This is a genomic window from Paenibacillus sp. GCM10027628 (genome assembly GCF_042676385.1).
Lineage (GTDB): Bacteria > Bacillota > Bacilli > Paenibacillales > NBRC-103111 > Paenibacillus_E.
On sequence record NZ_JBHTHA010000033.1, the window covers coordinates 65219 to 90203 of the forward strand.

The following is a 24985-nucleotide window of genomic DNA, read 5'->3' on the forward strand; positions in this document are numbered from 1 at the left end:
TAATAAGATACTTATGTGAGCGGTTACAAAAAGATCATGTAGGAGGAATTGAAATGAGGGGTTTGTCTTTAAAAAAAGCATTGATTTCGTCAACTGTAGTCTCGATGATGATGATCGTGTCTGCATGCGGAAGCACGAAAACAGCAGCGCCGACGGCGTCCGAATCGGTTAAGCCGGCAGATGCAACGGCAGCAGCGGCAGCAACGGCAAAACCGCCGGAGAGAGTGAAGTTAAAGATTTTAGGCCATGTTTCCTGGTTCAAATCCGGGTATGAGGCCGTGAAGAAGGATGCTGCGCTTCATGGATTTGATCTTGAAGAGGAGAAGGTGCCTGATACGGATGCAGGCAATGATCTGATTAAAACGAGATTTGCTACGAAAGATACGCCAGACTTGCTGCTCTTTTTCCCTGGGAGCATCTTCTCCAATTTCGGTCCGCCGGCTGACAACTTTGTTAAGCAAGAAGATCAGTCTTGGATGGCCAATTTCGATAAAGCCAAATGGGTGAGGGCGCTGGACGAGAAAGAAAGTGCGGCAAGCGACGTACGCGGGTACTACGCAGCACCATATTGGGGGGCCAACGTCTCCGCTGTGCTTTATAACAAAAAGGTGTTCGAAAGTCTTAACTTGAAAGTGCCGAAAACAACTGCCGAATTTTTAGCCGTTTGCGAAGCGCTGAAGCAGGCGGGAAAAACGCCGGTATTCTATGCAGGCAAAGATAACTGGACATTGCAACTGCTTCCGTTTGATTCCGCTTCAAAACAAGGATATAACGAATTGGCAAACAAAATCAACAAAAATACGGCAAAGTTTACACAATACGACAACTTGAAAAAGGGTATTTTATCTTTGGTCGATTTGAAGAACAAAGGCTATATCAACAAAGATTTTTTATCGGATACGTATGATAATGCAGAGAAAGCGCTGGCAACCGGCACCGCAGGGATGTTTCATATGGGGACATGGATGATGAGCGATATCGCTACGAAGTTTCCCGATAATTTAAACGATATTGGCTCCTTCATCATGCCGTTCGATGGAAATGATAGCGATATCCTCCCTGTATTTGCACCTTATGGCTTTTTTGTTCCGAAAGGAAAGAATCAAGAGGCCGCACAAAGATTTGTGAATTATTTTGAGTCTATTGAGACACAGAACCTCTACTTTGCTAACGAAGGCGGTATACCGGCCATCAAAGGCGTAACGAAAACCAAACTATCATCGGCGGAAATGGATGCAAAATCGCTGTTGGATGCAAATAGAGGATATCCCAACTGGCAGTACGGTTTTGATTATAGTGTTAGCAATTTTGGCGTTTATCTCCAAGATGCGCTTGTTGGATCCAAAACTGCGGATCAAGTCTTGGAAGCTATGGATAAAGATTTTGAAAAAGATGCGAAGGTCAAGAAAGACCCGAATTTCAAATAAGATATGAACAAACTCATGAGACAAAATTACACCTATTGGATGCTTTTGCCCGGCATGTTCCTTTTTATCTTATTATTCATTCTGCCTTCGATGGGCAGCTTCTATTACGCTTTCACGGACTGGTCAGGATTCGATTTTTCTAATGCCAATTATGTCGGGTGGGATAATTTCAAAAGCCTTTTCGGCACGCCCGACAGCTTATTGGCATTGAAGAATACGCTTATTTTCACAGTTGTTACGACGGTATTTAAAATTGCGATTGGATTGGCATTGGCTCTGTTACTCAATATGAAATTGCGTGCTACGATGTACTTGAGAACGGTGTTTTTCTTTCCTGTCATTCTCAGCACGGTTGCTGTTGCACTGGCGTTCGGAGCGATTTATCATCCGACGACAGGACTTTTGAATCAGTTTTTACGGCTCATCCATCTCGACAGCTGGGCACAAAACTGGATTACGAATACGCATCTTGTCATCTATTCGGTCAGCGCCGTAGAAATATGGAAGTGGACGGGTGTCGGCGTCGTCCTTTTCTTAGCGGGTTTACAAGCAATATCCAAAGATGCGTATGAAGCTGCAACGATAGATGGCGCCAATAGTTGGCATAAATTTCGCTATGTGACCATACCGCTGTTGATTCCGACGATCAAATCGATTTTTTTCCTTTCCATCATAGGCGGATTACGCGTATTCGATATCGTTATCGCACTTACAAATGGGGGGCCTGGGAAGGCTTCCTCTACAATCAATTACATTGTCTATGAGGACTTCTCCAAACATTACTACGGCGAAGGGACGGCTGCGAATTTGTTGCTATTCCTTTTGATTCTTGCCATGCTGGCTGTTTTAAATATTTTCATTAGCAGAAAAGAAGTGGAGGTGTAAGACGATGAGTGCCAAATTAAGAAATATCTTGTTGGAATTATTGGGCATTTCTTTAAGCGGGCTCGTTATCATTCCCTCTTTTATCGTCTTGATAAACTCATTTAAAGGTGAAGGCGAAGCGTCCGACATGAGCCTGGCTTTGCCGAAGGTTTGGCGGATTATTGAAAATTATTCAGAGGTATTTAAGGTAGGAAGAATCCCGACGGCATTTATAAACTCTGTGATCATTACGGGCAGCAGTGTCTTGTTGATTATTTTGTTCTGCAGCACTTCGGCATTCATTATCCAAAGAAGAAAGAATGGATTTACTAGGACGCTTCAAGTTTTATTATTGGCGGGTATGACTTTGCCGTTATCGGTCATTGTTACGTACATCCTTCTTTATAACTTGCATTTGACGACTACCTTTCTTGCCATCATTTTGCTGTATACCGCAACCTCTTACCCGGTCATTACTTTTTTGTACATAGGTTTTTATAATAGTGTGTCGCGTGAAATTGACGAATCGGCCATTATTGATGGAACCAAGGGATTCGGATTGTTTTTCAAGGTGATTTTCCCACTGCTGAAACCCATCAATGCAACGGCGCTTGTTCTCAGTTTTGTAACGGTATGGAACGACTTTGGCATTGCGATTTATTTTCTTAATCAGGCGAGTAAATATACGCTTGGCCTAACTGTGTTTTTCTTTGCCGGCGAAAAATCGAGTCAATGGAATTATATTTTTGCGGATTTGATTATCATATCGCTCCCAGTGGTACTTGTTTATGTATTTGCTCAGCGATATATCGTTTCCGGCTTAACGGCCGGAGCCGTAAAGAGCTAGCGAGCGGAGTAAAGGAGGTGATGACCACAATTTAGCGGAAATCGGCAAGTGCGGAAGCAGGAGGATGAAATGGATTTCGATCATCAATTCGTCTAAATGAATGGAGGCATGATGATGAAGAAGAAAATGCTTCGTATGTCGCTCTTTATGTTCGTTTTTGCACTTACTGTTTCTAATAGTTTAACGGCTGCTGCGGCCGGGACGGGCAGTTTTGAAATTGGAGGCTACTGGCAGCCTCCGGTATTTGTCGGCGCCGACTATAACACCAATGCGAATTGGGCCAACATCGCTGCGGCGAATATCGACACTGTGGTGGGCGTGCGGATACCGTCCGGTAAAACGCTTGACAAGGCTGCGAATGAGACCGGCATAGCGAGCAGCTTTGCAAACAATGTCAAGCTCCAAGTGACCGATTCGGGCATCTTTAACTTCCAGGCCAATACGGCCGGCGACTATGCGAGGCTGAACTCGCTCGTAGCTCCTTATGTCAATGATTCGCGGGTTACGGGCATAACGCTGGTCGACGAACCTCCGCAATGGGAGTTCGAGGGTATTGCCAACAGCTACAAGTATATAAAGTCGCTTAAGCCGAGTCTGGAGACTTATGTGAACTTTTACGATGTCGGATATTCAACTCCCGGCAAGTTGGTCTTATCCAATTCGGCGTCAAGAGGCGACGGGTCCTATGTGAGTTCAACCAACCCAATCGGGCAAACGTTTAAAGTTCCTGCCAATGTCTCCTACATCGACGGGATTGACATGTATATCGATAGCGCCCAATGGTCTTCAAGCGAAATTCTGACCTTGAAAGTGTGGAATAATACGTCCAAGACGACATTGCTCGGGCAAGCTTCCCTGACGGGAACAGGCAAATCGGGCGAAGGCTATAATTATCCCTATTTTCCCGTGCATGCAGCAGTAACGCCCGGAGCGACTTATTACATGGAGCTGACCCATAATGGCGGAGGGGATAACAGCGTAGGTTGGGTTGTTCGATCTACATCTGATGTTTATCCGGATGGCACCGGATATGAAGCGGGGGCAGCCAAAGCCTACGATTTCTATTTCAGGCTGTACACTTCACGCAGCAATAACGGCACCAATTTTGAAAATCAGTGGGATGACTGGATCAGCATGAGCGGCGCCGACTATATCTTTCACGATATTTATCCGTTCGGTGCGACAAGCGATAACGACAATTATTTTGCCCAGTCCGAAGTCGTACGCAGCAGAGGTCTGGCTAACGATGTAGCTTATGGCGCATTTCTGCAAAGCATCGAGGTCAGATCCGGAAGCGCAACAGGTCCTGTTACGCTGCGCGATCCGAGTATGGACATGATGCGTTGGAATGTCTATACGTATTTGACGTATGGATACAAGAAATTGAACTGGTTTACCTATTGGAGACCGGATGACGGCGGAGGCAGCGAATTTTTTTCCAAAGCGCCCGTCGACTTTGACGGCACCAAGTTGGCCAAGTATGCGCAAATCCAGACGCTAAGCGCCGAAATGAAAAATTTGGGCGGGACTTTGAAAAACTTGACTTCCCGGAGAGTTTATCATACAGGATCGTCCATTCCTTCCGGGACGACAGCGCTTCCTTCCACTTTCTTCGTCAAGCCGGCAGACTTGACACAGCCGATGATCATCGGATATTTCACCGATGCAAGCGGTCGTTCGTATGTGATGCTGACCAACCGGGATTACAACAGCAGCAGAACGCTTGACTTCAACTTCAGCAGCAAGCCGTCCGCCATAACCGAAATCTCTAAGACGACCGGTGCAGAGGGCGCACTTGCACAAGGTACCTACAACGCGACAACCGGAGTTCTCAGCATGACGCTTCTTCCCGGCGAGGGCAGGTTGTTCGCCTTGCCATCGGGCTTCCAGCCCTATACCAATCTTGCTGCCAATGCAAAGGTAACTGCTACCAGTTCATATGAAGGTACGCGCGATGGATGGGCTCTAAACAGAATTAACGACGATTTGAGAAATTCTGCAAACAATTCGAATGGTTGGACCAGCGACAGCAATAAGTCTGTCAATCATATCGAATCGGTTACTTTCGATCTGGGTACCAATAAAACGGTCAGCGAGGTTGACTTGTACCCTCGCAATGATGCGGGCAATGTTGGAGCGGGATTCCCGCTTAACTTCACGATTCAGGTCGCAACGAATGCGGCCGGGCCGTGGACAACGGTAGCGTCGAAAACAGGCTATACGCTCAGCAGCAACTATGTCCAGCCTTTCACGTTCACCGCGCAGACAGCCCGGTATGTCAAGGTGGAAGGCACGAGTCTGAGGCAAATTACGACCGAGAACGGCCAGCCCTACCGCATGCAGTTTGCCGAGGTTGAGATTTACGGTTCCAATAATCCGCAGCCGAATTTGATATCCAATCCTGATTTCCAAGCAGGGACATTGGGTCCTTGGTACGCAGAGTGGCATCCTTCGAATGCAGGCGTTGAGGCGAATTACCCTCACAACACCATGTATGATGCTTACCTGTGGCCGACCGCGTCAGGAGATGTTGCCGTCTCCCAAAACGTAACGGCTCCTACGACAAAAAGCTATACGCTTACGGCTTACTGCGCAACCAATATTGCCAATGCCGTAAGGTTGGGCGTAGATGTCGGGGGCGTCCAAGTCGGGCAAACCAATATTACCCCAAATGTTGGCTATAACCAATACACGATTACGTTTAATGCAAATGCCGGTCAAACCATTAAAGTATGGTACTACAGCAACGGAACCGGCGGATGGGCTACCATCGATGATGTTGTTTTAAACTGACTTATTGAAGGGCAGACAAATTCATTCTTGTCTGTCCTTTTTAAATTTAGCATGAAGGGGACGAAAAGAAATGACCAAGTGGATAAGAAAGCAGTATGCGGAATCATTCGTCTTTGATAAGGAAGAACAGCAGCGATTACGGTACCGCCCGGTAGTGAAAGCAAGTGTTCAAATAAGAAGCCGCATGGATGCGAGTCACCCGGATACGATAAAGTTTGTGGAAGGGAAAGATTTTGTCGTCAATGATGAGGAGGGGTGGATCCGCAGGACGAAAGAGAGCCGAATTCCGGACTGGTCGCAGCACGTGCTGTACGGCAAGAAGGACTTTGACCATACGTTATTTGGCGATTACAGCAATCGCGATTTCACCGTGTATGCGGATTATGAATACGAACAGGATGAGGATGCCGATGAAACGGGAGGAGGCGGAGATTTAGAGTACGATGCGTTGGCGAGTGTAAAGGAAAAGCTGCAGAAAGGTCAAGTAGTTACCTTCGTTGTGTACGGCGATAGCATCAGTGCCGGCGGAGAAGCGAGCGAAGAACGGTATACGTATTACCGGCGATTTTCCGATCATTTGGCGGATTTGTATCCGAATGGCAACATTCGCGTTGTGAACTGTGCGATAGGTGGCGAGACAAGCGAAGGGGGAGCGGGTCGGGTGGAGCATGATGTTGTCCCTCATCTGCCGGATCTCGTCACGATCGCTTACGGCATGAATGATCAGAACAAATTTAACAATGGCAATGCCATATCGCTGTATGACTATATGACAAATATTCGGTTTATGATCGAGACGATCAGGCGGCGTGGCGATGTAAGTATAATACTGGTGACCCCGTGCCAGCCGAATCCGTTATGGACATATACGAGCGGCCAAATCGGCGAATATGCGGAGGCGTTACGACAATTGGGAAGGGAGTATGGGATCGGCGTCGCCGATGTATACGCGGTTTGGCAGCGTGAACTGGATGAGGGCAAAACACCTGAGAGTTTACTGCTCAACAATATCAACCATCCTAATGATTATGGCCACTATCTTTACTACAAAGCGTTCGAACCGATTTTGCTCGGGAAAAGGAGGTCGTAACTTGCCGAATTGATTTCTATTTGGAGGATGATCGAGTGTGATGTAAATAGATTTCCAATATACAGTTTAGTTCAAATATGCCGGTTTCTCCACAAAGATGGGCTGACACCATATCTTTGCTTAAAAAGCCGGCTGAAGTAATGGATGCTTTGAAAGCCGACAGCGTCAGTGATATCTTGCACTGGCATCTTTGTCGTTGACAGGAAACAGGCTGCGGCGTTCAAGCGCAGATCGTGAAGGTATTGCAGCGGTGTTTTTCCTGCGATTTTGTGAAACGTCCGTATGAAGTAAGAGACATCAAGGTGGGCGTAAGAGGCCAGGAGCTTGACTGTAATCTGCCCCTGGTAATTGGATTCCATGAATCGAATGATCGTTTGAATCCGTTCGTTCGTGACATCTTTATCCTGGTATGCCGGAGAGGCGGACAGACCTAATGCCCGGGACTCCTGTGTATGCAAGAAAGAGCCGATCATCAGGAGCAATTTACGAATGTCTAATAATATGAGGTCTACGGCTATCGATTTAAATGGGCTTTGTGGGTTCAGGCAATCCCACATCTGGAAGGCACTCTGATAAATGGGCGCCAGCTCCGGCAATTGCGGATCTTTATCTGACTGCATCCCATTCCAAATTCCCGCTTGCGTTAGGTCTGGAAAGTCTGTGGAGCCCTGCATGTCCAGTTCGATATATCCGAATCGGCAGGCGGCTGATCGCTTAACCAACAAGTGAGGGGTATTCGGAGGCAGCAGGAATAGTGCCGGCGAGGCAGCTAAATAATCGTTGCCCATCCATTGGAGCACGACAACCCCTTCCGAAATATAGAGAATTTCGTGATAAGGATGAATGCCTCCTCCGCTTTCCTTGCCCGGAATCCCGGTTAGGTTCACGGTATCAATTTTGCGCAAATGCATGGTCGCCCTCCTCGCAAAACATTCCTTCTAATCCTTCATCGTTCTTGATGCATATACCTCAGTTTACCATAGCAAGTGCTCACTTGAATCTTAGGACAATTAAAAAAGTCGATTTTGTGCAAATAGAAATGAATAAAGCTTGACGTATAAGGAAAATCTTCAGCACTTTTGAGTGAAAGTCAAATAGAATCTGCAAAGACATAAGCGCTCTTTCCCTATAATCTGAAGTCATCCGTACATGGATATTAGGGGAGGAGACATTGCAAATGCAAACGAAAATGAAGGTGCTTCAAATAACCGGTCCGGGAGAATATGCAATTGTGACCACGGATGTTCCACAAGTCAAAGATCATGAGATCTTAGTGCAAATAGAAGTTGTAGCCACATGTCCGCGTTGGGACATAAACATGATGGGCGGAAAGGATATGTACGATGCCTCCAAAGCCCCGGCATATCCGCTGCCTCCGGGATGGCCCGGACACGAAGCTGCAGGTATTGTAAAAGCGGTGGGCAGCGGTGTCGTCGGTTTTCAAGCAGGTGACCGCGTGGCTGCGCTTGAGCATATTGAGGGCAATGGCGCTTATGCCGAATATTTGTGTTACCGCGAACATGAGCTGATCAAACTGCCCGACTCGATAACGCAGGAGCAGGCGGTATCGTTTGAATTATTGAAATGCGTCATGATCGGGCTGTCGCAGTTCGGCGATTTGCGCGGCAAGTCGATGGTCGTTTCCGGTCTGGGACCGGCCGGCATTCTTGCCATGCAGACGGCACGGATTTGGGGGGCATCGGAAGTCATCGGAGTCGATCTGAGCGAACAGCGAATCCGCTATGTAAATGAGCTTGGCATTGGTGAGGCGATGCATCCCGACAAGCTTAGCCGCCGCTTCGATCTTGGGTATGACTGCGTAGGAGCAGCTCCGTCCGTACAGAATCTGCTTCGCATCGTCGATCGTCATGTGGTCATATTCGGGGTTTTGAAAGGAACGGTGCAGTATGAAGATCAATTGTGGCTTAAGGGATTGAAGCTGGAATCGTACCAGTACCGCCGTTTCAACGATCGTGACCGGGAACTATTGATCGATGCCGTGGCAAATAAAGGCTTGAATACGGCATGTATTCACACCCATGATATTACGCTCTCCCGTTATAACGAAGCTGTCGAATTATTGAAGTCGCAGGCTGCGATTAAAGTGCATTTTTATCCGGGCAAAGATTTTGTTTAAATTTAGTGGACTGAAAGGAAGTTAACTATGAAAACAATCCCTGATGGCGTCTGGCCTACGATGGTCACTCCTTTTACCGACAACAATGAGATTGATTACACTGCCTTGGATAGAGCGGTCGAATGGTATATTCAAAACGGTGTGGATGGGTTCGTTTTAATTACGAATCGGCTTGCCGGGCAGGATGAATCGGATCATATTTGGAAAAACAATTTGGAGAGATTGCTCCATGAGCTTCCACATGACCTACCTCTCGGCTTATATGAATGTCCGGCAGATTTCTATTTCTGAAAGATACAAGCTGTGATATCGAGGAGGCGTAAGCGGATGAAAGGAAAAGCGGTCGTATTTACGGATCGGTTAACGGTTTCTGTGCAAGAGGTGGACATTCCGGAGCCGCGTCAAGACGAGGTTGTCATCGATGTAGAAGTTTCCTGGATCAGCAACGGAACGGAATCGTCGTTCCTGCGCGGGGAACGGATTGCCGGGGATACGCCTTATCGGCATGGGGCGCCATGGCCCTTCCCGATTGTGGCCGGATATCAGAAAGTTGGCGTCATCAGCCAAGTAGGGTCCGAGGTATCGGGGCTTAAGATCGGAGACCGTGTATTTAGCACAATTAGCAGGGTTTCGGGGATGTTCGATCCTTACGGCGGACATATAAATCCGGCGGTTACGTCCGCCGATCAGGTATGGAAGCTTCCTGCGGATGCGAACTCTACCGAGTACAGCGGTCTAGTGCTGACTCAAGTCGGATATAACTGCGGCATACGAGCACAGATACGTGCCGGTGACTGTGCCGTCGTTATAGGGGACGGTCTGGTGGGTCATTGGACGGCGCAGACACTGCTGAAACGCGGAGCGAAAGTGCTGGTTGTGGGTCGTCACGACGATCGATTGCGTTATTTGCCGGAAGCAGTGACAGGCGTCAATGCGAAATCCGGTTCAATCTTGGAGTCTGTGAACCGGTTCGCCGGTACTGAAGGAATCGCCGTGATCGTAGATACAGTCGGCGATTTGGATGCCGTGAAGCAATTATATCAGCTATTTAAGCATAACGCTCATTTCGTTTCGGCAGGTTTCTACGGTTCGTCCGGAAGTATCGATATTCAGATGCTGCGCTCGAAAGAAATTACGCTGCATGCCCCTGCCGGCTGGGACAGAGCGCGCATGGACGCAGCATTGGGCGGGATTCGCGACAAATGGCTGGAGACCGGTTCGCTCGTCACGCACAGGTTTCCTGTGGATCGCGCGGACGAAGCATGGCGGTTAATTCTGGACAAGAACGAGCTCTTTTTAGGGGTTATCCTGGAATGGTAGGGGGATGAAATGAGACATTTTGAACGGTTTCATAGAAGGCTGCTGGAAAAAGCCGAGAACGCAAGCGCAAGGGCTGTCACTTATGTTGCTTTAGGCGACAGTGTAACGCAAGGCTGCATGCAGGATGGAATCATCGAATATGAAAGCGTCTATCACCATGTTTGTAAAAGAAGAATTGAACAGCGTTACATGGGGACTGTGCTCAATATGATCAATTCCGGCATTGCCGGGGATACTGCAGCCGCCTCCCGTTCCCGCTGGGAGAGGGATGTTCTGCTGTATAAACCTGATCTGGTGTCGATCTTCTTCGGACATAATGATGCGCACGGGGGCAAGGAGGGGATCGCTCCTTACATTCAGGCCATTAGCGATTTCGTTGACCTGATCCGGGCTGAGACCGAAGCCGACATTGTGGTGATAACTCCCTGCATGATGATGAAGCGGGATAACGTCCGGATAGCGGAAGTACATAAGCCATTAATCCCCCAATTCGTGAAGTTGGCTGAAGAGGGGCATCTGCTGTCCTATACCGAGGCTTTACGTCAATTTGCGTGGGGCAGGGGAATTCCCTGCTTGGACGCTTATGGAATGTGGGAGAGAATGGAACGGGAAGGAATCGATATTCATGCCCGTTTGTCCAATGGGATCAATCATCCTGATCCCGAATTTCACGTCGTTTTGGGTGCGGCTCTGGAAAAGACGCTGTTCCATAGAGACTGACCGAGATACGAGGCATGAGTTGCCCTGTTCGGGTATTATCGTGATACTGAAACGAAAGTTTTTGAACATGCTGAAACAAATCGTTCCGCATATTTGACTCCATCTTTGCTCCCATCGCGTGCCTAAAATAGTCCGTTTTGAATTTGCTGACATACTCTACTGCCATCAAAAACAAAATTTTCTTTCTCCATACATGCTCAGTCAACGTCAGTGGCATCGTCATAGAATAGAAAACAAGGGACGATAGCGATGAGAGGATGTGCTTATGAAATGAAGAAAACAAAATACAAATCTACGAATAGACGATCGAGGAACTTGAAAATTGCACAAGTGACTGAGCAAGTTAAGGATGTTATAAATACGGTGCCTGTCCTTATAGTTTTAAAGGATGGAAGTTATTACTGCGGAATGGTTCGTGACCTGCAAGGCCAAGATTTACTTTTTGAAGGTGTGAAGGGGAATAAGACGCTTCCCAGAAATTTGACTAAAGCTGAGGCAAACATTTCAGGATTAGGCGGCTTGGCTGGCTTGTTCGGTAATTCGGGCGGGCTGGGCGGACTTTTAGGTGGTTTAGGCGGAACAGGAGGCGGAGGTGGAGGCTTTTTGGGAAATTTGGGCGGCTTCATGAAGATCGGTATGGGGATGCTTAAATTCATTGTACCGTTGATGAAAGGCTTTGGGATTTAACACCTAACATACACAAAACTCACTAAGGGAAACGTAGAAGGAAGGAGCTGCCTCGGCAGCTCCTTCCTTTTTCACAAGTTTTAAGATTTCCACATAGATGTAATCGGCAGAATCTGTTGAACATCCCTTAATAGCGGCAGACGAAACACATCCTCAATCGTGCGAAGTACGTTTTTATGATTCACATACTCGTCATACTGCCCCGGTTTAACCATAGGTCCGACGACGATGAGCGGTATTTGATTCGCCTTCGCATAATCGTCTTCATCCCATATAACGATGAGCAAGCTTCGATGTGTCTGCGCCCAAGTTACATACGCATCCAGATTCGTTTGGAGCCAATCGTCTGCCTGTTTCACCGAGCCGTCGTGCATATCGTCTTGATGGTTAGGAATGACGAAAGATACGTTTGGCAGGTTAGTAAAATCCTGCGGAAATTGTGAAAATGGCTGATTCAGGTCTTGAGGTACGTTCGTAAATTGCACCCACGGGTTATGCTTGCGCGCGTAGCCATTTGACGAGCATCCTGTGAAGCCGACCTTCGGCAAATCTTCTGAATACCCGGTGAAGGTCAGTTTGGCGCTTGACAATTCTGTGGCTAGATTTTGTGTGTTGAATGGTTTTTTGCAGCTGTCGTCAGTGACTCCTTGTGTAGAGCCTGAGAACAGAGCTAGGTAATTAGGCTGGCTTGGATGTGTGACACCATGCGCATTCGTAAATAGCGCACCGCGCTGAATGAGCGATTGCATATAAGGAGCATCGGGGCTCCCTACGATTTGATTGTAGGAATGGTTCTCTTCAACGACAACGACAATATGATCAATTGGCGACTTCAGGCTTGAAGCGGCTCTATCGTTTACATACACAGAGCTTGTCGCTTGATCCCAATCGATCTGAAGACCGAGCTGCTCTACGAGAAAACGGACCGGAAGCATCGAGCTGCCACTTTCAATATAGGGCGCCGTTTCAAGTGTAAATTGGCTGCCATTTACCTGAACGACCGGATTGCCGATCGTAAGCTGGATCATTTTATCCGCTTTATCAAGAGTAATTTTACGTTGCTCGTTTTCCCATGTCACTTGAAAGCCAAGTGCTTCGGCAATCGCCCGCAGAGGAACGAAAGTCGTGCCGCTCACGTTTTGCGCGCTGACCTCAGAGTTTAGTTTGTTGCCATTCATAAACACTTGTGTCGGAGCACTGGCGTTTGCAGCCGTTGGAACCGCCAACGCCAGACTTAATACTGCAACCATAGAAAGTAGTTTCTTCTTCATCATGCACCTCATGTAGTAAATTTGCTAAGATCTCCTATTCTAATACTTAGAGCTGAACTGCTAGAGAAAGTTGCATATTTTCGCATTGGTTAATTTAACCAGTAAATAATAGATGAAGCCTATGGAACTGTTTGGAGTCCTTGCACTGCACGATTAAAGTAAACAAATGTATATCTAAAGTAATAAGTTGTCACTTTGAATAGCGGAACAGGTCTCATAGTATTAAAGTGAATTGATCAACAACCATTTTACTTCTTAAAGGAGGAAATAATGAAAAGGAATTCCATTTCTGTTTTGATGTCACTGGTGCTTCTATTTACAATGCTTTTTCCTGCACCCATGACACTAGCTGCTGCTGCTGAGGGGCAATCGGATGCCGTTCACCCCAAGCTCCCAGTTACCCAGTCGGTTTATGAATCCGTTTACAACGGCAACATCTCACTTGCAGAAGGAAGTGCCAACATCGGCGTTAATTTGTCAGTACATAAGGCTGTATATGCTTCCGGGAATGAAGTGGACTGGCTTGGTCCGGCAAATGCCGTTGATGGCGATGGAAGTACAAGATGGTCATCCGCCAAAGCAGACGATCAATGGTTCTATGTGGACCTTGGAGAAGAATTCGTAATGAACCGTGTGGTCATTAATTGGCAAACCGCCGCCAGCACGTACAAAATTTTGGTTTCGAGCGATGCGGAGCATTGGACTAATGTACTGGGGAATGACACCGAAATTGTGTGCAAAGGAGGGACGGAAACCGTCGATTTTGATGATGCCAAAGCCAGGTACGTTAAATTTCAAGGCGTGCAAAGGGCTCCGGTAGATGGTGTCCTTTACGGATATTCCTTCTTCGAATTCGAAGTGTATAACGCCGGCGATCTGCCTAAAATCGTGAAAGGCATTACCCAAATACCGCCTATCGCTAAGGGACAAACGGAGATCGTATTGCCGACCGTACCCCAAGGCTATAAGGTTTCCGTATATGGCAGTGACAAACTGCCTGTCATCGATAAAGCGGGCAACATTCATACGCCGCTCGTTGATGCTAAAGTGAACCTCCTTTTCCAGGTTGAAAAGGCGACTCATCCCGATGAGAAGGCCATTTCAGGTAACGTGCTAGTTACGGTTCCCGGCCAATATACGCAGACGGATGACTTGAACAAGGAACCGAAGGTCATTCCGTCACTGAGAGAATGGCATGGCAGAACAGGGGATTTTATCCTTACCAATCATTCAAGAATCGTTGTAAATCCCGCTTATCAAACGGTCTTGCAAAAGTCGGCGGAACAAACAAAGGATGATTTGAAGGATATTGGCAACGTCGATCTGGAAATCGTTTATGGTACCCCGCAATCGGGTGACATTTATTTATCTATAGACGATACATTAACTTGGCTAGGAAAAGAAGGTTATCTCTTTGATGTAAACGATTATGTATCGATTACTTCAGCGGAAGTGACGGGCGTATTTTTCGGGACGAGATCAGCCCTTCAAATCTTGAAACAGGACGGAAATCATGTCAAGATCCCGAAAGGGACAGCAAGGGATTATCCGAAATATGAAACTCGCGGACTAATGATCGACGTCGCCAGAAAGTTTTATACGATCGATTTCTTGAGAGATTATGTCAAGCTGTTGTCCTGGTATAAGATGAACCAATTTCAAATTCATCTGAACGACGATGTGGGGACTCCGCTCGAAGACGGCACGCTTACGGCATTTCGCTTGCAGAGCGAGAAGTATCCCGGGCTTACGAGCAAAAGCGGTTTTTACACCAAGAATGAGTTTAGAAGCCTTCAGCAGCTTGGCATGGATTACGGCGTTAATGTCATACCGGAGATTGATACGCCAGGGCATTCGCGGGCGTTTACCGCTTTCGATCCGTCTTTGGGGAGCGGGCCTCATCTGGACATTACAAGACCGAAAACCGTGGATTTCGTTAAAAGTCTGTTCGATGAGTATTTGGATGGTGATAACCCAACTTTTATCGGACCCGATGTCCATATCGGTACAGACGAATATTGGGGCAGCGATAAAGAAGTATTTCGCGGGTACATGGATACGCTTATCAACCATATAAATAGTCAAGGCAAACATCCGCATTTGTGGGGCGGGTTGACGGAATATAATGGCGTAACTCCGATAAGCAACCATGCAACGATGGATATTTGGCACGTGCCCTACGGTGACGCTCGGCAAGCGATCGATCTTGGATACGATATCCTCAACACGGAGAACAGCTACATGTATCTTGTGCCAAGATTGTATAAAGACTATATGGACACTAAATTTATGTACAATAATTGGGAACCGAATGTGTTTTCGAATACGACATTGCCTTTCGGACATCCAAAGCTTAAAGGCGCAATGCTTGCGTTATGGAATGACATCTCGGATGCAAGCGGATTATCCATGGACGATTCCCATGACAGGATGTTCCCTGCCGTGCAGGTGTTATCTGAAAAAATGTGGACGGGAAAAAGAGAAGACAGCGACTATAATTCCTATTCAAACGCAGCGTCGCTGATGGGAGAAGCACCGAATGCCAACGTCTCCCATAAGCTTCAAGTAAAAAATCAAGATGGCAATGTGATCAAGTACCTCTTTGAAAACGGCTTTGCCGATTCTTCAGGGAACGGCTACGATGGGATTGGCAAAAACGTATCGATCACAGACGGAAAATACGGAAAGGGCGTGCGATTCGGCGGGGGAGAAAGCTACATCAAAACGCCATTGCAATCCTTAGGGTTCGGATGGACCGTGTCCATGTGGGTCAAACCGGATGCCGACAACCCGGATGATGCGGTACTTATGGAATCGCCAGTCGGTCAGTTGAAACTAAAGCAAGGAAATACCGGACAATTAGGATTCTCTAAAGAACACTATAATAGTTCCTTTCAATACAAAGTTCCGGCAGGGAAATGGACGCACTTGCTGCTGACAGGCGATAATAAAGGCGTATCCCTTTATGTGAATGGGAACGAGTACGTTGAAAAATTATGGGTAACGAACGGTTCGTCGCCACATATTGATACGTTGGTGCTGCCGATTGAAAAAATTGGCAGTGCAACGCATTCTTTTCACGGTGTCATCGATAATTTGATTGTTTTGAATAAGGTTACAAGTTTTGACGGTATGAATTTGGCACTAAACAAGCACGCGGAATCGTCGGTTCCAGAGGCTCCTCATTTATCTGCAGATCAGGCTGTGGATGGGAATATGGGCACGAGATGGGCGAGTGAGTATACAGACGATACTTGGTTCTCCGTGGATCTTGGCGGACAACAAGATATCAACAGCGTCGTGATCAAATGGGAAACCGCCTTCGCCAAGACGTACAAAATATTCGTTTCCGGAGATGGTGAACATTGGACGAATGTAAAGGCTAACGATGGGACGATTGACGGTCATGGCGGAGTCGAGACGATCGCGTTTGATACCGTAAAGGCCAGGTATGTGAAGTTCCAAGGAATCGAGAGAGGCACGCAATACGGGTATTCCATTTTTGAATTTGAAGTGTATGGACCGGGTCTTTTGGGCAGCTACTTGGAATTGATCAAAAAGGCCGAAAGCCTGCTTGAAACGGGAAAAGGAGACAGCAGTCTGAGAAGCCGATTGCAAGATTTGTTAATCAATTTCCCATATGCCTACGAAAGTTCGATGAATCCGCTTCAGCAGTTGATTACTCTGTTGCAGGAGTCGATAGACCGGGAATCTGATACAACGCCTCCGGTGACAACAGTATCCCTATCGCCTGGCCAGCCGGACGGACAGCAAGGATGGCATATCCATCCTGTGAACGTAACCTTGTCCGCCCAAGATGAAAATTCCGGCGTCGCTAGGACGGAGTATAGCTTGAATGCAGGAGTAAACTGGCAGCCATATACGAACCCGATCAACCTTAGCACAGACGGAACGTACGAGGTACTATATCGATCTGCAGATAAAGCCGGCAACGTGGAGGCAATGAAGTCTATCATCGTAAAAGTCGATCAAACGGCACCAACCCTGGCTGTCACCGCGAATGGCGCCCCGCTGTCTGAAGGGAGCGAATTCCAGGACAGCGAGCCGATATCGCTGGAATTGCACGCATCCGACCATTTGTCGGGCGTTGCCAAGCAAACGATCACCGTGGATGGTAAACCGTATATACCCGGCACGTCGCTGCATTTGGCAGGCCAGTTGGGAACACGAATGATTCAAATCGCAGTGTCGGATCAGGCCGGCAATGTATCGAAGTCGGTGACTACTATCGTAGTCAAAACAAGTGTCGCTTCGATGGAGCGGTTGCTGGATTATTATTTTGCTTCCGGTGATTTAAGCGGATCGCTCAAGGATAAGCTTTCCGATAGTTTGAAGAATGCCCAGAAGCATGAGAATAAAGGCAATCTTAAAAATGCCGCCGAAGCGATGAAAGATTTTGTGAAAAAAATAGACAAAACGTCCAAGAAGGATGTTATCTCCGATGGTGCACAAACAGCCTTGTTGGCCGATGCAAACGCCTTAATCCAAACCTGGTTAGGGAACGAAAGCGATCCGTACTTCCGCTAAGAGTTCGCAGTTTGCAAAGACCGTTAATTATCGTTATATTTCTGAAAATTATCGTGTAGAGATCTCTTCGACTTCATTCCTATAATGGACATGAATGTATTCAAATATTTTTTACAAGGAGAGATCTTATGCGAGAAAGGATTGCAAAGTGGGTGGCTTTGTTGATGCTTTTGCTTTTGGCCATCCCTGCGAACGCCGGAATCGGCGTTCCATCGGCGTATGCGGACAGCCAAACGTATGAAGCGGAAGCAGCGGTTAACACATTAAGCGGTAACGCGTCAGTCGTCGATTGCAGCGCTTGCTCTGGCGGCAAGAAGGTCGGCGGCTTATACCAAGGCAGCACACTACAATTTAATGAAATTACACTGAGCGAAGCCGGAAGTTACAAAGTAACGGTTTCGTACATTTCCGGCGATCCACGTTCGGTGAATATCAGTGCAAATGGAGGGAGCGCAGAAAACTACGATTTTCCGAAGACGGCTGACTGGAGCACGGTCGGTTCTTTCGATGTCACATTGCAATTGAATGCCGGTACGAATACGATCGTGTTCGCAGACGGCAACTGGTATTCCCCTGACATCGATAAGATCGTCGTCACACCGTCTACGGCTCAAAATCCCGGAGGCGATGGCGGAAGCGGCACACAGCCGGGAAATGCCCAATATTACGAGGCGGAGTCAGCCGTGAATACGCTTGCCGGCAAAGCGTCCGTGTCTGGCTGCGGATCTTGCTCAGGAGGCAAGAAAGTCGGCAATTTGTATCAGGGCAGCTCCCTGCAATTTAATGATGTCGAAGTTGGGGCAACCGGGAATTATCAAGTAACGGTTTCTTATATTTCCGGCGATCCTCGTTCCGCGCAAGTCAGTGTAAACGGTGGTGCCGCCGAAACGTTCGATTTTCCGAAAACATCCGACTGGAATACAGTTGGTTCGTACGTCGTCACTTTATCGTTGTCGGCAGGCAGCAATACCATCCTATTCTCCGACGGTAACGGCTACTCCCCGGACCTCGATAAGATCGCGGTCGGTCCGAGGATTGAGCCGAATCCCGGCGAAGACGATAACGTAGGCGGAAGCCTCGGCGACCCCGGCGTGTCGAAACAGTACGGTGCCATCACCGTTACGCATTATACGTATGGAGCGACTTTCTCAAACGGTGAGACCACGATATCGTATCATACAGACAGCGGTCTTGCGGATTATTCCTGGAAAGACGCCAAAATTGTAAAAGGGGTATACGGCAGCTTGCAGTTGGGTGAACCCATAACCAGCAAAAGCTACACCAAACATACTCTATCTGACACTGCAATCGTACCGGTTCATGACGGATTCGGCACCGGACTCCGGTTCACTGTCATCAATGAATCTTCCGGTAAGCCTGCACTGCATCAAATTTATACCTTATATGAAGGAAAAAGCTTCTTCATGACCCAGTTAAAAGCGGTGAATGCTTCGTCCATGACGACAAACAACATAGCTCCAGTCGTGGTAAACAATAGTGGCGGCGTGGATATCGGGAGCTATGCGGATAACCGGGTGCTTTTTGTCCCATTCGATAATGATAATTGGATTCGGTATAAGGCTCAATCGTTCAACACTGCGAACACGGGGTATGAAGTTACGGCTATTTACGATAATACGAATCGCAACGGTCTCGTGATCGGCTCCGTTACCCACGATACTTGGAAGACGGGCATAGCATGGAACGGCTTTAATAACAAATTGAACAACCTGACGGTTTATGGGGGAGCTTCTTCCAACATCACGCACGATGCCGCACCTCATGGAAGCATTTCCGGTACTGAAATAGTATCGCCAACCGTGTTTGTCGGCTATTTTGCGGATTATCGTGCCGGTCTTGAGGAATACGGCCGTGCGAATGCCGTGATCACGCCACCTTTAAGCTTTAACACTCCCGTTGCCCATGAAGTGCCGGTGGGCTGGAATAGCTGGGGGGCGTACGGCAGCAATCTGACCTACCAAGATGTGATCGATACGTCAAATTACTTCAAGGCGAATCTTCAAAACAATCATTTTAACAACGGTGGCGCACTCTACATAAACCTGGATTCCTACTGGGATAATTTAACCGATGCCGAGTTGCAAAAAGCAGTGGCAACGATCCATCAAAATGGCCAGCAGGCCGGTATTTATTGGGCTCCCTTCGTTTACTGGGGCAACAATATGAATCAAAACGTAGAAGGTACGAACAATCAATATACGTACGGCGACATTGTGTTAAAAGATAGCACAGGGAAGATTTTGCCTACTTTGGATGGCGCCTACGCGCTTGATCCGACTCACCCGGGTACGAAGGCACGAATCGACTATTATCTGGGCAAGTTTAAAGCTTTAGGCTTTACTTATATCAAATTGGATTTCTTAACGCACGGTTCTCTGGAAGGCAACCATGCCGATCTGAACGTGACGACCGGTATTCAAGCGTATAATCAAGGGATGGCCTATGTGAATAGCGTCATTGATGGCAGCATGTTCATCAGCGAGTCGATTGCGCCGTTATTCCCGAGCCAGTACGCACACAGCCGTAGAATCTCTTGCGATGTGTACGGCAAAATCAGTGAGACGGAATATGAGCTGAACGCGCTCACTTATGGCTGGTGGCAGAACGGTACGATTTACCCATACACCGATCCCGATCATATGGCATTGTCCAGGGCAAGTTCCTTGAACGAAGCACGCAGCAGAGTGAATTCCGCCGTTATTTCCGGCACAGTCTTCCTAAATTCCGATGACGTTCATAATGTGAACGCTCAAGCCTACATGAACGAGCTGTTGACGAATAAGGAAATCAACCGTGTCGCTTTACGAGGTAAAGCTTTCCAAGCGGTTGAAGGGAACACCGGAGCAAATGCGGCTGACACGTTCATGTTAAATGACAACGGAACTTATTATTTGGCTGTCTTCAATTACAACGCCGCTTCATCGGCGACGAAGTCCGTCAATCTGGCCCGTGCGGGATTGAATGGCGTCGGCTCGTACCTGCGAACGGATCTATGGACAGGGACGGAGGATAAGGTAAGCGGCACCTTGGATGTAGCCTTGCAACCGGCCGAGTCGAAACTATTCAAGCTTCAACTTGATCTCGTGCCGCCAACGACGTCTGCCAACTTCGATGGAATCGGCGGTTCCGGGACTTTCGCTAACAAAGACGTTACCATGACATTAAACGCGGTCGATCAGCCGGGAGGCACCGGCATTCTCTTGACTGAGTACCAATTGAATGACGGAGATTGGGTCACTTATAACAGTCCTGTAACGCTATCCGCGGAAGGTGTTTACAGCATTCGTTATCGCTCGAAGGATCGATACGGGAATGTCGAGGAGGCGAAGCAAGCGACGATAGGCATCGATCGCACAGCCCCCGTCGTCCAAATCACCAATCCTTTAACTGTTTGGCAAACAGATCCGCTCAACTTGCCGGTTCAGATCACGGATTCGTTAAGCGGCGTCAAATCGAGTACCATCCAGCTGGATAAGACCGCCGTGGACAATCCAATCCAAGCTGCCCCTGCAACTTTAGCCGTAGGCAACCATCTGATCGAGATATCCGCGATGGACGCAGCAGGCAATGTGACGGCGAATACGTATACACTTCAGGTGAAGATGGATGTCAATCATCTGATGGATCTCATCAACATCGGCGTAGCGAACGGCTCCATTACGATTCCGGAAAAAGGCAAGGAGTTGCTGGCCAAAGTGGAATCGATTGTGCGAAGCAATAGCAAAGATGTGACTGTTCATCAATTAAAGGCGTTGCGCAATTTTGTCGAAGCTCAAACCGGCAAAAAGATCAGTAAAGCGTTCTCCGCAATTCTCATCGCCGACATTGATGATATCATCCAAAATGACGGTAAATAAAAAATCGCAAACATATGGATTTGCACGCAGAAAAACCGTCAGGGACCCTGACGGTTTTTCTTTAATCACACTTATGAACTAATACCGCGCAAAGGAATGCGAATTTGCGCTTTCGTTCCGACGCCGAACCTACTATAAAGAGTAACGCCGTATTCGTCGCCGAACGCCAATTTAATCCGCTTGTCGACATTGGTAATACCGTACCCCGAGACGTTATCGGTTTTATTGAGCGCACGCTCAAGCGTTTCAGCCCGCATCCCCATCCCGTCGTCGATCACCTCCAGATAAATATCGCGGTCATCCTTGTACGCCTTGATGATGATATTAATGCCCAGTTCATCGTCCCAGACGGCATGATTGATGGCATTCTCGACAAAAGGCTGCAAAGCCAGCTTGACCGTCTGGTAAACAAGGACCGATTCGTCAATCGCATAATGAAGCCGTAGAAGCCCTTCGAAACGGTGCTGTTGGATGGCGATGTAATACTTCGTAAGCTTGATTTCCTCGCTAATGGGCAATATCATTTTACCTTTATTCAAGGAGATTCGGTAAAACTTGGCCAAGTGTGAGACCATTTCGCTTATGGTGTTGTCTCTATGTTTTAAGGCTAATGCTGCAATGGATGCCAGCGTATTATATAAAAAGTGCGGATTGATTTGGGCCTGCAGCATGTTCATTTCCGCTTCTTTCTTCGAAATTTCCTTCTTATAGACCTCGTTGATCAGTTCTTTCAGGCGGCCGGTCATTTTTTGAAAAGCGAAGGACAACTGGCCGATCTCGTCATGCCCCATAAATCGCATCTTCACATTAAAATCTTCCCGTTCAACTCGCCGTATGACGTGAAGCAGGGATTCGATCCGTTTGGTGAAGAACCGCGCCGTGATATAAATCAATAAGACGGATATGGCTATGCTGCCCAATGCGATAAGCAGGATTCGCTTGGAGGCGATTTGAGCATTTGTAATGAAGCTCTTGTACGGGATGACGGAAATCGTTTTCCAGCCATTCTTGATCGTGTTGTAAACGACGAGCGATTTCTCGCCGTTGTACATGCTGTCGAAGCTTCCTGAACTGTGCTCACCGAAAGTGCCGGGGATCAGCTTGCCAATATTTTCGTTCAAAAGAGCCTTGTTGCGGTTGGACAGGATCGTCCCGTTCTCGCTAACGATATAAATATCTTTAAGTTTATCTTCCTTTTCCATGAGCCTATAAATATCGGCTTCGGCAATAGCGAACGTAAGAATACCGTAGGGAAAGTTCAAGCTGTTGTTATTGAGTAAACGCGCCAGCGTGAACATGGGTTCAGTTCCTTCAGTCGTTGAAGATACACTGTAAGTCACATTCCCGTAAGAATGGGTGATGGCTTCATACCAGCCGCTAGTTTTTGCCGCATCGTCCATTCGTTTGATATAGACGCTGTCCGCAGGAAATGTCGTGTTGTTCGTGTAGATGGAGACCGCCCGTATGTCAGGATTCGCCGCCAGTATGTTATTGATCACATTATTGAAATAAATGTATGAGTCCAGGTAATCCGTGCTGTCGGTATAATCTTTGGTGAGCAGCAGGCGCAGCGTATTATCCAAATAAATCGATGCGGAAATCTTCGAATAGGAATCGAGCTTCGTTTCCAGGTTGGCGTTAATTTGATCCGTCGTTGCAATCATACTCGTGTAAATTTGCGCGGTTAATTCCCGCTTGGTCGTGTCATAGGAATATGTAACGAAAAATAACAACGGCAGGATCGAGACGATGCAAAAGACGGCGAACAGCTTTCTGTGCAGACTAAGATTGAGAAATGTTTTGGCTAGAAACCGAAATAGCATTGGCAATCGTCCTTATGTCATAAAAGTTTTTTGCGATATTCGTTGGGTGTCGTTCCTTTGAATTTCTGAAAAACCGAGCAAAAATAAGAGACGTTCTCGTAACCTACCGCTGCAGCAATCTCATGAATTTTTTTGGATTTGTCTTTGAGCAGTTCAGCGGCATGTTGAATCCGTACACGCGTCAAGTATTCTAGAATCGTTTCCCCTGTTTTTTCCTTAAATAAGGTTCGAACGTAATTGGGAGATAAATATACCTGTTTCGCAATATCTTCGATGGTCAGCTGTCTGCTGAAGCTGCGGTCGATTAGACTTGAGATTTGATGGATGATATGCAGGTTCTTGTCCTTATCCTTTTCCCTCATCAGGGCGAGGATCGAACGGCATACTTCAGTGATGTGGACTTCGATTTCATGGATGGTGGAATAGCTTGCAATTCGCTTCCAATCGTCGACATACATGGAATGAACGGAGCCTCCCCCGAGTAAATGGGCAAAATGCTGCTCAATGGCTGTAATGAGACGCAGTGAGCCGGAGCATACCAAATCCCGGTCGACCATCGAGGTGCGCATGGCGTCAAAGAAGCTTTGGATTTCTGTGATAGCTGCAGATTCCTGCAGATGGGAAATGGCATGGCAAATTGAAGCAATGGCCGGTTCAGGGTTCACCTCTTCGTACACCGGTTCGACCGCCTGATCGACTTTAATACATGATCCCCAGCCGAAATAAAATTTGCTGTCATTCGCTCGTTTGGCGGACGTGCACAAATCGTACAGACTTTCCGGGCCTAAACGAATGTCGGATACGCCAATGGAGATCGTGGCGCCATTCCTGTCGTTTACATGCTGTATCAGTTGCTCCGCTAAATGGTAAAGTTCCATAGATGGTGCATCCAGTTTACGGCAGTAGAGAAGTACGAACGTTCCTTCCTTGATTGGACAGAGAAAGGAGCCGGGTATTTCCGTCTGCGCGAATTGGCGAATTAGAGCAACGACCTCCATACTATGATTGCTGATAGGGTCTACGGTCATATATAAAATTTGAAAGAATCCATTCGTAGGCATAGGTGAGGCCAGCAGAGACAATTTCTCTAACCATTGAGATCTAACGGCAGGATTTTGTTCCAACAAAAGCTCCCTCAGATAGGTTTCTTTGAGTACTTCAGAGGTTTGCGAGGAAATCCGGATTTCCTCGCATTTCTGTTTGATTTTATCCACCAAATGCTTGAGCTCCTCCATATCGAGAGGCTTCAGCAAATAACCGATCGCTTCAATGGATAGAGCGGATTTAATATATTGAAACTCATCATGCCCGCTCAAAAATGCGATTTGGACGTTGCGATCGATCTGTTTGGCTCGTCTGCTGAATTCCAGTCCGTCCATAATCGGCATGCGCACGTCCGTTAAGATGATATCCGGCCGGAACTCTTCCATACGCTGAAGCGCCTCTCTGCCATTCTTCGCTGTTCCGGCGACACGAATTCCCATGTCTCCCCAACGAATGTAATCGGTGAGCATCTCGAGCTCCATTTTTTCATCGTCAACGAGAAGTATGCTATACATTGAGAGCGCTACCACCTTTCT

General features: G+C 47.4%; 17 protein-coding genes. 12 read left to right on the plus strand and 5 right to left on the minus strand.

Annotation, left to right across the window (positions count from 1 at the left end; genetic code table 11):
* Window positions 1-53 precede the first annotated feature (53 nt).
* From ACFQZT_RS21310 to ACFQZT_RS21330, 5 genes are all read left to right on the plus strand, one after another.
* Window positions 54-1427, plus strand: coding sequence for an ABC transporter substrate-binding protein (locus tag ACFQZT_RS21310; RefSeq protein ID WP_379302855.1), 1374 nt, complete (start codon window positions 54-56; stop codon window positions 1425-1427).
* A gap of 15 nt (window positions 1428-1442) precedes the next feature.
* Window positions 1443-2312, plus strand: coding sequence for a carbohydrate ABC transporter permease (locus ACFQZT_RS21315; protein ID WP_379302856.1), 870 nt, complete (start codon window positions 1443-1445; stop codon window positions 2310-2312).
* 4 nt (window positions 2313-2316) lie between these two features.
* The gene (locus tag ACFQZT_RS21320) at window positions 2317-3138 is read left to right on the plus strand and encodes a carbohydrate ABC transporter permease (protein ID WP_379302857.1); all 822 of its coding nucleotides are present in this window, start codon (window positions 2317-2319) and stop codon (window positions 3136-3138) included.
* Window positions 3139-3252: 114 nt separating this feature from the next.
* Window positions 3253-5931, plus strand: coding sequence for a discoidin domain-containing protein (locus tag ACFQZT_RS21325; protein ID WP_379302858.1), 2679 nt, complete (start codon window positions 3253-3255; stop codon window positions 5929-5931).
* Between the two features lie 70 nt (window positions 5932-6001).
* Window positions 6002-7021, plus strand: a complete 1020-nt coding sequence (locus ACFQZT_RS21330; RefSeq protein ID WP_379302859.1) for an SGNH/GDSL hydrolase family protein — start codon at window positions 6002-6004, stop codon at window positions 7019-7021.
* Window positions 7022-7092: 71 nt separating this feature from the next.
* On the opposite strand, the gene ACFQZT_RS21335 is transcribed toward ACFQZT_RS21330, so the two are convergent.
* Complete coding sequence (locus ACFQZT_RS21335; protein WP_379302860.1) at window positions 7093-7932, minus strand: AraC family transcriptional regulator; 840 nt, start codon at window positions 7930-7932, stop codon at window positions 7093-7095.
* Window positions 7933-8198: 266 nt separating this feature from the next.
* On the opposite strand from ACFQZT_RS21335, the gene ACFQZT_RS21340 reads away from it, so the two are divergent.
* Genes ACFQZT_RS21340 through ACFQZT_RS21355 form a run of 4 tightly spaced genes read left to right on the plus strand, consistent with a single transcriptional unit; the run spans window position 8199 to window position 11198 of the window.
* Window positions 8199-9158: a zinc-dependent alcohol dehydrogenase gene (locus ACFQZT_RS21340; protein ID WP_379302861.1), complete on the plus strand. Its 960-nt coding sequence runs from the start codon at window positions 8199-8201 to the stop codon at window positions 9156-9158.
* A gap of 27 nt (window positions 9159-9185) precedes the next feature.
* On the plus strand, window positions 9186-9449 hold the full coding sequence (locus tag ACFQZT_RS21345) for a dihydrodipicolinate synthase family protein (RefSeq protein WP_379302862.1): 264 nt from the start codon (window positions 9186-9188) through the stop codon (window positions 9447-9449).
* Between the two features lie 36 nt (window positions 9450-9485).
* Complete coding sequence (locus tag ACFQZT_RS21350; RefSeq protein ID WP_379302863.1) at window positions 9486-10478, plus strand: zinc-binding dehydrogenase; 993 nt, start codon at window positions 9486-9488, stop codon at window positions 10476-10478.
* Window positions 10479-10487: 9 nt separating this feature from the next.
* Complete coding sequence (locus ACFQZT_RS21355; protein WP_379302864.1) at window positions 10488-11198, plus strand: SGNH/GDSL hydrolase family protein; 711 nt, start codon at window positions 10488-10490, stop codon at window positions 11196-11198.
* On the opposite strand, the gene ACFQZT_RS21360 is transcribed toward ACFQZT_RS21355, so the two are convergent.
* Window positions 11125-11421, minus strand: a complete 297-nt coding sequence (locus ACFQZT_RS21360) for an ABC transporter transmembrane domain-containing protein (RefSeq protein WP_379302865.1) — start codon at window positions 11419-11421, stop codon at window positions 11125-11127. The genes ACFQZT_RS21355 and ACFQZT_RS21360 overlap by 74 nt on opposite strands.
* Window positions 11422-11468: 47 nt before the next feature.
* Between ACFQZT_RS21360 and ACFQZT_RS21365 the strand changes: the two genes are divergently transcribed.
* Window positions 11469-11885 carry a hypothetical protein gene (locus ACFQZT_RS21365; RefSeq protein WP_379302866.1) on the plus strand — a complete coding sequence of 139 codons (417 nt, stop codon included), beginning with the start codon at window positions 11469-11471 and terminating at the stop codon, window positions 11883-11885.
* A gap of 80 nt (window positions 11886-11965) precedes the next feature.
* On the opposite strand, the gene ACFQZT_RS21370 is transcribed toward ACFQZT_RS21365, so the two are convergent.
* The gene (locus ACFQZT_RS21370; RefSeq protein WP_379302867.1) at window positions 11966-13135 is read right to left on the minus strand and encodes an alkaline phosphatase family protein; all 1170 of its coding nucleotides are present in this window, start codon (window positions 13133-13135) and stop codon (window positions 11966-11968) included.
* 291 nt (window positions 13136-13426) lie between these two features.
* Here ACFQZT_RS21370 and ACFQZT_RS21375 point away from each other — a divergent pair, with 291 nt between their 5' ends.
* Both ACFQZT_RS21375 and ACFQZT_RS21380 read left to right on the plus strand, forming a co-directional pair.
* Window positions 13427-17704: a discoidin domain-containing protein gene (locus ACFQZT_RS21375; RefSeq protein ID WP_379302868.1), complete on the plus strand. Its 4278-nt coding sequence runs from the start codon at window positions 13427-13429 to the stop codon at window positions 17702-17704.
* 128 nt (window positions 17705-17832) lie between these two features.
* Window positions 17833-21582: an OmpL47-type beta-barrel domain-containing protein gene (locus ACFQZT_RS21380; RefSeq protein ID WP_379302869.1), complete on the plus strand. Its 3750-nt coding sequence runs from the start codon at window positions 17833-17835 to the stop codon at window positions 21580-21582.
* Window positions 21583-21653: 71 nt separating this feature from the next.
* Here ACFQZT_RS21380 and ACFQZT_RS21385 read toward each other — a convergent pair whose 3' ends face one another.
* Window positions 21654-23405, minus strand: a complete 1752-nt coding sequence (locus ACFQZT_RS21385) for a cache domain-containing sensor histidine kinase (RefSeq protein ID WP_379302870.1) — start codon at window positions 23403-23405, stop codon at window positions 21654-21656.
* Between the two features lie 17 nt (window positions 23406-23422).
* Window positions 23423-24964, minus strand: coding sequence for a response regulator (locus ACFQZT_RS21390; protein WP_379302871.1), 1542 nt, complete (start codon window positions 24962-24964; stop codon window positions 23423-23425).
* Window positions 24965-24985 lie beyond the last annotated feature (21 nt).